Here is a 12,811-nt window from a genome sequence, read left to right as displayed (position 1 = left end):
CTCTCGTGGTTTCTACGGTCAGATACACGCTATTCACCGACGGGTTTCAACCCCGGCAGCGATTAGTATGCGCTTTCTAGACTTCTTCCTTATTTCTGGTCCCATCAGATAACCCGAAGGAGCCAAGCAATGGCAAAGTCGAAATCCAAAGAGAAATCCAAGTCGCGCACGAAAGCCGAAAAGATCGGCAAGAACATCGAGGCAAACTCCACCGACATGGCGCACAAGATCTGGCTTGCGGGCGTTGGCGCCTATGGCAAAGCCTATGACAGCGCACTGGCTGGTGCGAATGTCCTGAACACGCAATCGGCTGAGGTTTTCGAAGACCTCGTCAAGCGCGGTACGGAAATCGAGAGCGACGTGCGTGCCCGTCTCAGCGGTGATGAGCGTGTGCTCAAGGCTGGTCAGCAAATGGCCAAGGCTGCTGCAACTGCCCGTGAATTTCAGGTGCAGGCGCGCGATCAGTTTGAAGCCCGTATGGACCGCATGCGCGATCTCCTTGGCGTCAAAGGTCTCGGCACCAAGGGCGAAAAGATTCACAAGAAGCTGGACAAGCTGGAAGACGAAGTGTCCGACCTGACCTCCAAAGCCAAGTCGGCTGCTGGTGATGTGAACCTCAAAGCACGTCTTGCACGTCTGACGGCCGAGATCGAAGCCGTTGCCGGCGAGACGGGTGCCGAAGTCGCCAAGACAGCAAAGAAAGCCGCCAAGAAGACTTCTGCTGCTGTCAAAGAGGCTGTGGCCACGAAGCCGGCTGAGCCGAAGGCTGCTGCGCCAAAGGCCAAAGACAAAGCAATCGGTTCAGACGACTTGTCGAAAATCACGGGCGTCGGTCCGGCGCTTCTTAAGAAGCTGGCCAAGGAAGGCATCACATCCTTCGCCCAGATTGCTGCGCTTACGAAAGCTGAAGTCGCTGCACTGGATGAAAAGATCAGTGCGCGTGGCCGCATTACCCGGGACAACTGGGTGAAGCAGGCAAAAGCCCTGAAGAAGTAGGGATGACGATACTGGAGGGCGGTCTCAGAATGAGGTCGCCCTTCAAATCAGTCCATCACCGCTTCATAATGCTCGATCATATGCGTTAGGGCGCCAAAGCCGGCCTCTCCCATATAGGGCACAATGAGGCACATGACCTGGAACACGGTTTTGTGGATCAGGGCCGGGCCGTCATGGTGTGTTGTGCCTATGCTGTCATTTGCCAGCCAGAACGTCACGGTCATCATGATCTGGTCGGTAAGCGCCGTCTTGAGGCGTGGGTCCAGCCGAAGAACATCGCTTTCTGTCAGGTCTTCCAGAACACGCGTAATAGTCTGACGTTTCTCGCTAACCAACGCCCGGAAACGAACGGCTAGATCGGGGTAGCGCTCGAGTAGGACACCAAGGTCGCGATAGAAGAACCGGAAATCGTAAATCTCTTCGAGGATGATGTAGAGATAGACCCAATTGTCCTCAATCGAGTTGACCCCGCCTTTTGAGCCGCGCAGGATGACGCGCATCTCGTCCTCAAAAGCGCCGAACAGGGCGCGGATAATCGCGTCCTTACCCTTGAAATGATAGTAAAGATTCCCGGGGCTTATATCGAGTGCATTTGAAATATCGACGGCCGTTTGCGGCGCTTCTCCTTCCTCGTTGAAGAGCAGGAGGCTGACTTGAAGGATACGGTCGCGTGTTTTCATGGTCCAACTTGGAGTTTGACACGCAATTATCACTATGGAACGAATTTTCTTTCAAACTTTACAAGTCTATCTTTGCACAATCGCAAGAGAAACAAATTAAGCTGGCGCCGTAGATCCTCGTGTCTGCGGAAGACCGGCGCACACGGGGAGACAAGCCATGCCGACACCACAGGAAGAAATTGCCCGGAATGCTGCGGAGAGCACGACCGCGCTTAACCCGCTTACAGGCGGCTTCAACCGGCAGGAATTGCTTGGCGCTGTCGCCATGATGCTCCGGTCCACGATGACCAACCCCGTCACCACGGCCAAGACCGCCGGCAAGATCACCGCCGAAAACGCCAAAATCCTGATGGGCAAATCGGACCGTAAGTCAGACCGGAAGGACCGGCGCTTTCAGGACGCAGCGTGGGAGCATAACCCGTTCTACAAGCGCGGGATGCAGGCCTATCTGGCAACCCAGGAACATCTCAATAACTGGGTCGGCGAACTCAAGATGACCGAGCTTGAGCATGCGCGCGCCAAGTTCGTCATGGGCATGATCACAGATGCGCTGGCCCCTACGAACACGCTCTTGGGCAATCCGGCCGCTACGAAGCGTGTCGTCGATTCCGGTGGCCTTTCCCTGCTCAAGGGTATGCAGCATCTCTACACAGACCTGACGAAGAATGGAGGTATGCCGTCTCAGGTCGACAAGCGTCCGTTCAAGGTTGGCGAGAACCTCGCAACATCAAAGGGGTCCATCGTCTGGAAGAACGAGATGCTGGAACTGATCCAGTACGCTCCGACCACAGAGAAGGTTCACAAAACTCCCATCCTCATCATTCCGCCGCAGATCAACAAGTTCTACGCGAATGACCTGACTCCCATGACATCCATCGTGCAGTTCCTGCTGTCGATGGACCTGCAGCCATTTATCGTTTCGTGGCGGAACCCGACAAAGAAGCACGCCCATTGGGGCCTGTCGGACTATGTCGACAGTCTCATTCAGGCGAGCGAAGTCATCCGCAAGATCACGAAGTCGCCCAAGATCAATATCGGCGGTGCCTGCTCCGGCGGGATTACGACGGCGACCTTCGCAAGCCTGCTCGCCGCGGCAGACGACAAGCGTATCAATGCGCTCACCTTCATGGTCTGCGTCCTAAATCCCCAGAGGGACGACAGCGACCTTGGCCAGATCGTCTCCGATGGCAGCCTCGAGATCGCGCGCAAGTATTCCAGGCGCAAAGGCATCCTGAAGGGCGAGGATCTGGCCCGCATGTTCGCGTGGATGCGCCCGAACGACCTCATCTGGAATTATGTCGTCAACAATTACCTGATGGGCGAGGATCCACCGCCCTATGACGTGCTCTTCTGGAACAATGACACAACCAATCTGCCCGCCCAGCTCCATTCGGACTATCTGGATCTTGGCCTGACGCAGCCCTTCGATCACCCAGGTGAAATCGATGTTGCAGGTCACAAGGCTGACCTGTCCAAGGTCAAATGCGATGCGTTCGTCGTGGCCGGTCTCACTGACCACATCACGCCATGGAAAGCCTGTTACCGGACGCCTGGTCTGTTGGGATCGGAAAATGTTGAGTTCGTCCTGTCCTCAAGCGGACACCTACAGTCCCTGATCAACCCGCCCGGAAATCCAAAAGCCAAGTATTTCCGTAATACCGAGATCAAGCCCACGTCTGACGAGTGGGCTGCGACGGCTGAGGAACATGCAGGCTCATGGTGGCCGCTCTGGGGCGCATGGCTGAAGGAGCGCTCCGGCGCACTCAAGACTGCGCCAAAAGCTTGCGGCAACGAGGCCTTCCCACCACTTTATGCGGCACCGGGCAAATACGTCTTTGACGAATAAGACGCTCCTGCCGTTATACGACCAAGGAAAATACCAATGCCCGCAACGGAACCACGCCCGAGAATAACCATGCAGGACGTCGACGGCGTTATCCTGCGCACGGCGTTCTGGGCCGCCAAAAACGATGTCGGTAATCGTCCGTTGCTGTTCTTCAATGGCATCGGGGCAAATCTTGAACTCACGAATGCCCTTGGTGACATGTTCCCTGACCGCGATATCATCACGTTTGATGTGCCAGGCGTTGGCAAAAGCCCTGTCACGCAGTGGCCCTACCGCCCTTGGATGCTGGCGCGCTGGGCCCGCAAACTGCTTGACCAGTTCCACATCGACGAAGTGGACGTCATGGGCGTCTCATGGGGTGGGGCACTGGCGCAGCAGTTTGCCTTCCAGTATCGCAATCGCGTCGGCAAACTCATCCTGTGCGCCACAACAGCCGGTATGACGATGATTCCAGGCAAGCCGGCGTCCTTGTCCAAAATGGTCGATGCCCGCCGCTATACCGATCCTGACTACATGCGCGAAAACTTCGCCACGCTCTACGGAGACGTGGCCGATGGTGCTGCTGACGGCCACATCCACAACCTCATGCCGCCTGAACCGAAGGGCTATATCTACCAGCTGCTCGCATTCATCGGCTGGTCGAGCCTGCCCTTCATTCGCTTCATGCGAATGCCGACCCTGGTCATGATGGGTGATAAGGACTCGATCGTGCCACTCGCGAACGGGCATATCCTGAAGGTCGCGCTGCCGAATTCGCGTCTTCACGTCGTCGAGGGCGGCGGGCACCTGTTCCTCGTCACGCGCGCTGAAGAAACGGCTGCCGTTATCCGCAGCTTTCTTGAAGAAGCGGAAGAGATGCCAACTCGCGCCGCAGCCTGAGGTCTAACCCGCCATCAGGTCATCGGCCTGCTTTTTGACGGCGGCATAGTCGATCTTGCCCGTACCAAGGACAGCAATGTCCTTCACATGGAATACGCGCCGCGGCACGGCGAAGTCCGCCACGCCATGGTTCTTCGCCCAGGCCATGATATCGTCGCGGTTACAGGCCTCGGCGTCGCTGAGCAAAATGATCTGCTCGCCCTTGCGCGGATCAGGCATGGTAACTGCCGCATGCAGATTATCCGGCCACACGGCGCTGGCGCAGTTCTCAACCACCGCCAGCGAAACCATTTCGCCGCCGATCTTCGCGAAGCGTTTCACGCGCCCCATGATGTGGATGAAACCCTCGGCATCTATCGAGACGATATCACCTGTATCATGCCAGCCGCCTTCCGGCCGCTCCAGAACACCCGGGCGCGATGGCCGCAAATACCCGAGCATGATGTTGGGACCTCGGATATGCAGTCGCCCGCCGTCCGCAATACCGTCAACAGGCACAAGCTTTGACTCCATGTCGGCCATAAGCTGTCCGACTGTGCCGGGCTTGTTGTTTTCCCACTGGTTGGCGGCAACGACAGGCGATGCTTCTGTTGCGCCATAGCCTTCCAGTATCTCAATCTCGAATTTGCGCCGCACGAGCGCCCGTGTCTCGTCCTTCACGCGCTCGGCGCCGCAAACGGCGAGGCGCACAGAATCCATATCGCCCTCGGCGCCGATACGGGCGTACTGCGAAATGAACGTGTCTGTCGCGAGCAGGATGGTCGAGCCATTACTGCGGATTCGCTTGACGATCTCGCGCGGTTGAAGCGGGGAGGGGTGGAACATGACCTGGATACCCGCAACGATCGGCAGGATCGCCCCAACCGTAAGACCAAAGCAGTGAAAGGTCGGCAGGGGGTTGAACAGTTTGTCCGTATCGGGACTGAGGCCAATATGAGCACGCACCTGCTCGACATTCGCCATGACATTCTCATGGCTGAGGACAACACCTTTCGGTTCGCCTTCCGTGCCGGATGTAAACAGGATAACACCCGGCGACTTGTAGGCTGCCTTTGACCGGAACAGGGCGGGCACGATAGGGCCGACCGCTGCGGCAATTTTGTTTCCCAGCGAGAGGGCTTCGCGAACGTCCTCAAGATAGACAATCTCGACGACCTTGCCGAGTTCGGCGATCAGCGCTTCCAGTCCGCCCAGCTCGACGAATTTGTGCGCTGTAACGATGCGCTTTACGCCTGCTGCGGTCATGGCCGCTTTGAGGTTGGCGGACCCGGCTGTGAAATTCAGCATGGCGGGCGTGCGGCCATAGGCGGCCAGGGCATAGAATGCCACAACGGCGCCGGCCCCTGTGGGCAGCATGACGCCCACGGCCTCACCGCGTGATGTCCCTTTTTTCAGCGCCGCGCCCAGCCCAAAGGCGCCCCGCACAATCTCTTTGTATGTAAGTTCGCGGTCATCCCCATCGACAACGATCACCTTGTCGGCGCCAAATTCGCTTTTGGCGCGCAGCAATGCCGAGAAAAGGTCGATTCGTGTGCGGGATGGCCGATAGCTGATTGGCGAAGGTATCGTCACGCTATTCATACAAGGGCCCTTTGACTTCGTGAGCTGCACTCACTTTTGTAACATTTTGTCACGTAAGGGCCTCGACGCAACCGATAATGCAAGTTTGCATATGCAGCCTGCGCTGCATTTCCCTTGATGAATCGGGTCGGCGCGTCCATCTTCCGCCCATGGCAACACTCATTGATCTCACCCCGTCCGGTCGCAAGCATCGGCATCCGGAAAAGCAGGCGCGCCCCGACACGCCGATCCTCCGCAAGCCGGACTGGATTCGCGTTAAGGCGCCGACATCGGCCGGTTATGCTGAAACGCGGGAAATCGTGAAATCCAAAGGCCTTATTACGGTTTGCGAGGAAGCGGGCTGCCCGAACATTGGCGAGTGCTGGGACAAGAAGCACGCGACCATGATGATCATGGGCGATGTTTGTACCCGCGCCTGCTCCTTCTGCAACGTGTCCACAGGGAAGCCCCCTGCGGGCCTCGATGCAGATGAGCCGCGCCGCGTAGGTGAAGCCGTCGCCGAAATGGGCCTTGAGCACGTCGTTATCACGTCAGTCGATCGCGATGACCTTGAAGACGGCGGCGCGATGCACTTCGTCCACGTCATCAATGCGATTCGCGCCGCATCTCCCGGCACGACGATCGAGATCCTGACGCCGGACTTCCTGCGCAAGGATGGCTGGGAAAACCGGGTCATCGACGCGCGTCCTGACGTCTTCAATCACAATCTCGAAACCGTCCCGCGCCTTTACCTCTCGATCCGTCCCGGCGCGCGTTACTATCATTCGCTTCGCCTGCTTCAGAAAGTGAAGGACCGCGATCCGTCGCAGTTCACCAAGTCCGGCCTCATGGTTGGTCTCGGCGAAACGAAGGAAGAGGTGATGCAGGTCATGGACGACATGCGCTCTGCGGGCGTCGACTTCCTGACCATCGGCCAATACCTGCAGCCGACGCGCAAACATGCGGCCATTGACCGGTTCGTCACGCCGGACGAGTTCAAGGCGCTTGAAGAGATCGCGCGCGCCAAGGGCTTCCTGATGGTATCGGCCACACCGCTGACGCGTTCGAGCTATCATGCCGGTGAAGACTTCGCCCGCATGCGCGCTGCGCGCGAAGCAAAGCTCGCAGTCCAAACGGCATAAGATGCCCCGTTTCTCCAAATCGGTTCGCGTGCCCTATACGCCGGCACAGGCGTTCGATCTCGTATCGGATATTGGCCGCTATCCTGACTTCATCAAATGGATCACCGCAATGCGTGTCTCCGAGGTTCGGGTTGATGAAACCGGCGCGACTCATTGCCAGGGCGATGCGGTTGTTGGGTTCAAGGGATTTGTTGAGCGCTTTTCGACTGGCGTGGTTGCCGATCCTGATGCAGGCACGGTCGTCGCAAGTCTTATCAAAGGGCCCTTTCGGGCCTTGCGCGCGCAGTGGACGATTACGCCCTTGGAGCGTGGTGGCTCAGACATCTCGCTCGAAATCAAATATGAGTTCCGCAATGTGCTCATCGCCATGCTGGCGGCCGCCAATCACGACATTGCTGTTGATCGCATCATGAGTGCGTTTCTCGCAGAAGCGCAGAAGCGTTACGGCCCTGCGCCTAGCGCATCTGTACCTGTATGAGGTTCAGGGCCGTCTCCACGGCGGCCATCCTGATATCCTGCCGACTGATCTCGCCGACCTGAATCATCTCGTGAACCACAGCGCGGTTCTCGCGGACGCAGGCAATATGAACCGTGCCGACCGGCTTCATCCGCGTGCCGCCGCCCGGGCCGGCGACGCCGGTAATGGCAACGGCGATATTGGCCCGGCTGGCTTCCAGCGCACCTTCCGCCATCATCCGCGCCACCGGCTCTGATACGGCGCCATAATCGGCCAGCACATCACCCGCAATGCCCAGCATCTCTTCCTTCGCGCGGTTGGAATAGGTCACGAACCCACGCTCGAAGACGCTGGAAGAGCCGGGAATGTCGGTGAACAGGGCGGCGAGCAGGCCGCCGGTGCAGCTTTCAGCCGTGCAGATCTTGAGGCGCGCTTGCTCGGCGTCATCAAGGATCAGCATGGCGAGATTTCGGAGACGATCTGGAAACATGGCCGGAGATTAGCGCGGCTGGTTCGTTGGCACCAGCACTGCGATGGCCTCCGCCGCTATTCCCTCGCGTCGCCCGGTAAAGCCCAATCCCTCCGTCGTGGTTGCCTTCACGCTGACAGCCGAAAGGGGCAGGCCCATCAATTCGGCTGTACGGCTGCGCATTGCCTCACGGTGCGGCTTCACCTTCGGCGCTTCACAGATCACGGTGATGTCACAGCTCGAAACCACATAGCCCTCAGCGCCAACCAGCCGGATAGCCTCCTGCAGGAAGATGGCACTGTCGGCATTCTTCCACCGGGCATCCGAAGGCGGGAAATGATCACCGATATCGCCCAGCGCAACGGCGCCCAGTATGGCGTCCGTCAGCGCGTGCCAGGCGGCATCCGCATCGGAATGCCCCTTCAGCTTTGCGGTATGAGGGATGGCGACACCGCACAGCGTGACATGATCGCCCGGCTCGAACGCATGAACGTCGAAACCTTTGCCCACGCGTGGTGCAGCAGCGGCTGGGCTCATCAGTTTTGCCACCAAGTCGAAATCCTCCGGATAGGTGATCTTGTGCAGGCGTTCGTCGCCAGGGATTAGTTCAACCTTCGCACCCGTCGCTTCCATGGCTGCAAGGTCATCGACCAGATCACCATCGGACGCATCGAGCGCGGCGCGGATGGCGCCCAGCCGGAAGGCCTGAGGGGTCTGGACGCGAAACAGGCCCTCCCGGGGCACGGTTTCAAGTTTGCCATTCCGCTCCGTTTTAAGGGCATCCGGAACGGGGAGGGCGGGGGCAACTGCATCCGCATTTTCGAGCGCTGCGATAAGGGCGCTGATCATGTCCTGGCTTAGGCCGGGGCGGGCGGCATCGTGGATCAGGACAGCGGTGTCCGGGGGCAGGTCGAGTGCTGCGAGCCCGTTGCGTACCGATTGGGTCCGGGAATCCCCACCGAGTACCCATGAAGTACCCGGGAATGGTCCGAACTTACCCTGACCGGTCCCGGAAACGACCACCAAATGACCCACATCCGGATGTTGAAGGAAAGCTTCAATCGACCATTCGAGCACTGTTCGCCCGAGAAGGGATTCATATTGCTTCGGCCCAACGCGACCCGCGCGGGTACCCTTTCCACCAGCGACAATGATTGCGGCTACCTTTGGCATAAACGGGTTTCTCTGGAAGGTTGCCAAAACGAGTTATAGGCCTTTTTCAACATGAATTTTTGTACAGATGCGCGTCTTTTGTGCACTTGCGAAGAAATGAAAAGTCGGAACAATAGCCTTATGACTGTTTTTAAGGCACCCCAAGTTTGGCTCGCGCCGATGTCCGGCGCAACTGACGCGCCGATGCGCCGCCAGGCTGTACGGTTCGGCGCTCCGGCTGTCGTGTCCGAAATGGTGGCCAGCGAGACGCTGGCCTCGGCCCGACCGGATATGGTTCGGCGCACCTGCCGCCACGATGGGGCAGGCAAGTGGATCGTGCAGCTCGCAGCGCGGCGTCCTGTAGATATGCTTGCAGGTTCCGTATTGATGCGTAAGGCCGGGGTTGATGTCATTGATATCAATATGGGTTGCCCGTCCAAACAAGTGACTGGAGGCCAGTCTGGGTCTGCTCTTATGCAGGATATCCCGCTTGCGACAAGTATCATCGAAGCGGCGCTGGAGGGAGCCAACGGAACGCCCGTAACCCTCAAGATGCGCCTTGGGTGGGATGATGACAGCCTGAATGCCCCGGAACTGGCCCGTATTGCCGAGGATTTGGGCGTTCAAATGATAGCGGTACACGGGCGCACTCGCTGCCAGTTCTACACCGGTGCAGCAAACTGGGCCGCAGTGAGACCTACTGTCGACGCTGTATCCGTCCCTGTAATCGTCAATGGCGATATCAGTTCACTCGAAGATGCCCGCAATGCGCTTGCCCAATCAGGCGCCCACGGCGTCATGATCGGGCGTGCCGCAATGGGGAAGCCTTGGCTTGCTGGAGAAATAGCGGCCGGACTGGTCGCAAAACCCTACAAGCGCCCCGACCTCGCCGAGCAATTCGACAGCCTCGCGGAGCAGGTAAGGGATTCGGTCGACCTCTACGGAGGCGCTCTTGGCGTTCGCACCGTTCGAAAACATGTGTCGGCCGCAATAGACGGTCTTGAATTGCCCTTGGCGGACGATCGCCGAAGGGCCCTTCGGTCCAACCTTTGCCAGATCGCCGATCCGGCTGACCTCATTAAATCGCTGAAGACACTTTATCTGAAACCCCAACTGCTTGAGGCCGCTTAAGATGGCATCACTCGCAACCCTGAGACCGCCAATGCTGGGTGAACTCTCTCCCGTCGCTCTCGTCCTGATCGATGCGCGTCGCCGCATTCTGGAGGCGAACCCTGCGGCTGAGTCGCTCCTCAAAATGTCTCGCCGCGCCCTTGCCGGACGGCCTCTGAGTGAGGTCATCTATCATGACTCTCCACTTTTCGAGCTGATCGATCGCGCGCAGCGACAAGCCGGCGACATCATGGCGCCTGGCACGCCGATTTCCGGTCCAGGCATGCATTCCCGCATTATCTGCGACATTCGGGTCAGAAGCGCAGATCGCGGTGCGTTTGTTCTGGCCCTTGCAGAAACACCTTCCCGCGAGAGCAGTGATTCCGTGGCTGGCGCGGCCGGGTTTGGCCGTATCCTCGGGCATGAGGTCAAAAACCCTCTGGCGGGTATAATCGGCGCTGCGCAATTGCTTGAGCGCCAAGGTCAGGCTGACCAAAGCGAACTGCTGGACATCATCAAGGATGAAGCGCGCCGCATAGAGCGGCTGGTCAACCGCCTGTCTGCGTTTGAACTCTTTTCGGCGCCACGCTTGCAGCCTTTTAATATACACGCGCTGCTCGACAAGATTATCGCCGCAGAACGCGCAGCGAATGGTCCGAAGGTCACATTCCAGCGGATGTTCGATCCTTCCCTGCCGGACGTCGTCGGGGATTCGGATCACCTGCAACAGGCCTTCCACAATATCATGCGCAACGCTGTAGAGGCGTCCGTCGAGAATGGTTCGAGTGGCAATATCACAATCCGGACCGCCTACGCCGCAGGACTTGCCATGAAGCAAGCACGCCTCGGGGCCGGTCTGCGCCGGGCGATGCTGATAACAATCGAGGACGATGGAAAGGGCATCCCGCGTGAGCGGCAAGCGACGATCTTTGATGTCTTCCAGAGTTCCAAATCAGGTGCACGAGGCCTTGGGCTCTCGATAGTGAGTGAAGTCGTGACAGCACACGGCGGACAAATAAGGGTAGATAGCGAGCCGGGGTCAACCCGGTTCACAGTGCTGCTGCCGCTTGGAGATGGAACAGAGCATGGCTGACAAGACAGTACTTCTGGCTGAAGACGATGCGAGCATTCGTCTGGTTGTGAACCAGACACTGGTTGCTGCCGGATATGATGTCCGGGCAACGAGTTCGACGGACGCTCTTGAGCGCTGGGTCCGCAATGGGGAAGGCGATGTCGTCGTTACGGATGTCTACCTGGGTGAGACTTCGATCTTCGATCTTCTGCCGTCCCTGAAACTGGCTCGGCCCGAACTTCCCTTCATTGTCATGAGTGGTCAGAACACGATCCTCACGGCTGCTTCCGCTGCGGAGCATGGCGCGTTTGACTATCTCCCAAAGCCCTTTGACATCGACATGCTGTCCAGCCTTGTGCAGCGCGCGCTGAAATCTGCCCCGAAATCCTCCAACCGGGCGATCAATCCGGAAGCGCAAAAGGCGATCAGCGACGCGGGCCTGCCACTTATCGGCCGGTCTGACGCCATGCAGGAAGTCTATCGGATCATCGCCAAAGTGATGAATACCGAGCTGACCGTGCTGATTGAAGGTGAAAGCGGCACGGGCAAGGAACTCGCGGCACGTGCCATCCACCAGCTCGGTGCGGCGAAAGCCGGAAAGTTCGTCGCGCTTGATCTGGCGGCCCTGCCAGCCGGCGAGATCAACAAGGAACTCTTCGGCACAGGCGGTGAGGGCGGCGCAGTCCACTTGAAAGGGGGCACGCTCTATCTGGATGAGATCGGTGATCTGCCAGCGGAAGCGCAGACACAACTGGTCAAACTGCTGCGCGACTCCAGCGGCGCGCGTTTGATTGCTTCGACACGGCGCAATCTTGGCCGTCTGGTGGAAGAAGGCCGTTTCCGTGAAGACCTCTACTATCGTCTAAATGTCGTGCGGCTCACAATGCCGCCCTTGCGTCTTCGCAAGGAAGACATTCCGGAACTTGCCCGGGCTTTCCTCATCCGGGCGCAGCGGCAGGGTCTGTCCGCCAAGATCCTGGACAAGTCCGCAATTGATTTACTGACCGCCTATGACTGGCCCGGAAACGTGCGAGAGCTCGAGAACCTGATTCTCCGTCTTGCCGTTCTAAGCCCTGACGAAGCGATTACGTTGCGTGATGTCGAGCGTGAGCTGCGTGCAGGTGCCTCCGAGCAAAAGGGTGTCAGCGCAGGCCTTGAAAAGGACGTTGAAACCCTTCTACATCGCTACGTGATGGGCGACCTCATCGCGGGTGGGGATTCCGAGGATTCTGCAGTGTATTCAAGGGTTATCGATCAGGTCGAGAGGCCCCTCATCAAGCTCGCTCTTTCGGTAACTGCCGGTAATAAGGTGAAAGCGGCGCAACTCCTGGGCATGAACCGGAACACATTGCGGGCGAAGATCAACGCGCTTGGAATTGCAGAAGACTGATTGACGGCACATGAAACTGTGGTTTTAGTGCACCACTGTTGCGGATGTGACACTTAAC

General features: G+C 58.4%; 12 protein-coding genes. 8 read left to right on the top strand and 4 right to left on the bottom strand.

What is annotated here, in order from left to right; all coding sequences use genetic code 11:
* Positions 1-129 precede the first annotated feature (129 nt).
* On the top strand, positions 130-996 hold the full coding sequence (locus V7651_RS15945; protein ID WP_051624827.1) for a phasin family protein: 867 nt from the start codon (positions 130-132) through the stop codon (positions 994-996).
* A 47-nt stretch (positions 997-1,043) separates the two neighbouring features.
* On the opposite strand, the gene V7651_RS15940 is transcribed toward V7651_RS15945, so the two are convergent.
* Complete coding sequence (locus tag V7651_RS15940) at positions 1,044-1,676, bottom strand: TetR/AcrR family transcriptional regulator (protein WP_051624828.1); 633 nt, start codon at positions 1,674-1,676, stop codon at positions 1,044-1,046.
* Between the two features lie 157 nt (positions 1,677-1,833).
* On the opposite strand from V7651_RS15940, the gene V7651_RS15935 reads away from it, so the two are divergent.
* Entirely contained in the window at positions 1,834-3,522 is a 1,689-nt protein-coding gene (locus tag V7651_RS15935) for an alpha/beta fold hydrolase (protein WP_335613734.1), read from the top strand.
* Positions 3,523-3,591: 69 nt separating this feature from the next.
* A complete protein-coding gene (locus V7651_RS15930) occupies positions 3,592-4,401 on the top strand; it encodes an alpha/beta fold hydrolase (protein WP_335613733.1) in 810 nt (269 codons plus the stop codon).
* A gap of 3 nt (positions 4,402-4,404) precedes the next feature.
* On the opposite strand, the gene V7651_RS15925 is transcribed toward V7651_RS15930, so the two are convergent.
* Positions 4,405-5,982 carry an AMP-binding protein gene (locus tag V7651_RS15925; RefSeq protein ID WP_335590955.1) on the bottom strand — a complete coding sequence of 526 codons (1,578 nt, stop codon included), beginning with the start codon at positions 5,980-5,982 and terminating at the stop codon, positions 4,405-4,407.
* Between the two features lie 149 nt (positions 5,983-6,131).
* Between V7651_RS15925 and lipA the strand changes: the two genes are divergently transcribed.
* Together lipA and V7651_RS15915 are read left to right on the top strand one after the other, a co-directional pair.
* The gene (gene lipA, locus V7651_RS15920; protein ID WP_335590954.1) at positions 6,132-7,103 is read left to right on the top strand and encodes a lipoyl synthase; all 972 of its coding nucleotides are present in this window, start codon (positions 6,132-6,134) and stop codon (positions 7,101-7,103) included.
* A gap of 1 nt (position 7,104) precedes the next feature.
* On the top strand, positions 7,105-7,581 hold the full coding sequence (locus tag V7651_RS15915; protein ID WP_335613732.1) for a type II toxin-antitoxin system RatA family toxin: 477 nt from the start codon (positions 7,105-7,107) through the stop codon (positions 7,579-7,581).
* Here the strand turns inward: V7651_RS15915 and V7651_RS15910 are convergent.
* Together V7651_RS15910 and V7651_RS15905 are read right to left on the bottom strand one after the other, a co-directional pair.
* Positions 7,559-8,050, bottom strand: a complete 492-nt coding sequence (locus V7651_RS15910; RefSeq protein ID WP_335613731.1) for a CinA family protein — start codon at positions 8,048-8,050, stop codon at positions 7,559-7,561. The two genes, V7651_RS15915 and V7651_RS15910, sit on opposite strands and share 23 nt — an antisense overlap.
* Positions 8,051-8,059: 9 nt before the next feature.
* Positions 8,060-9,202, bottom strand: a complete 1,143-nt coding sequence (locus V7651_RS15905) for a bifunctional 2-C-methyl-D-erythritol 4-phosphate cytidylyltransferase/2-C-methyl-D-erythritol 2,4-cyclodiphosphate synthase (RefSeq protein ID WP_335613730.1) — start codon at positions 9,200-9,202, stop codon at positions 8,060-8,062.
* A gap of 159 nt (positions 9,203-9,361) precedes the next feature.
* Between V7651_RS15905 and V7651_RS15900 the strand changes: the two genes are divergently transcribed.
* From V7651_RS15900 to V7651_RS15890, 3 genes are read left to right on the top strand one after another with little or no spacing between them, the layout of a single operon-like run.
* Positions 9,362-10,312: a tRNA dihydrouridine synthase gene (locus tag V7651_RS15900; protein WP_335613729.1), complete on the top strand. Its 951-nt coding sequence runs from the start codon at positions 9,362-9,364 to the stop codon at positions 10,310-10,312.
* A 1-nt stretch (position 10,313) separates the two neighbouring features.
* Positions 10,314-11,384 carry a two-component system sensor histidine kinase NtrB gene (locus V7651_RS15895; protein ID WP_335613728.1) on the top strand — a complete coding sequence of 357 codons (1,071 nt, stop codon included), beginning with the start codon at positions 10,314-10,316 and terminating at the stop codon, positions 11,382-11,384.
* Complete coding sequence (locus tag V7651_RS15890) at positions 11,377-12,753, top strand: sigma 54-interacting transcriptional regulator (protein ID WP_335594284.1); 1,377 nt, start codon at positions 11,377-11,379, stop codon at positions 12,751-12,753. Before V7651_RS15895 ends, V7651_RS15890 begins: the two co-directional genes overlap by 8 nt.
* The last annotated feature ends 58 nt before the right edge of the window (positions 12,754-12,811 follow it).

The organism is Hyphomonas oceanitis (assembly GCF_036964545.1).
Taxonomy (GTDB): Bacteria; Pseudomonadota; Alphaproteobacteria; order Caulobacterales; family Hyphomonadaceae; genus Hyphomonas; species Hyphomonas oceanitis.
This window is presented reverse-complemented; position numbering and strand designations above follow the sequence as displayed.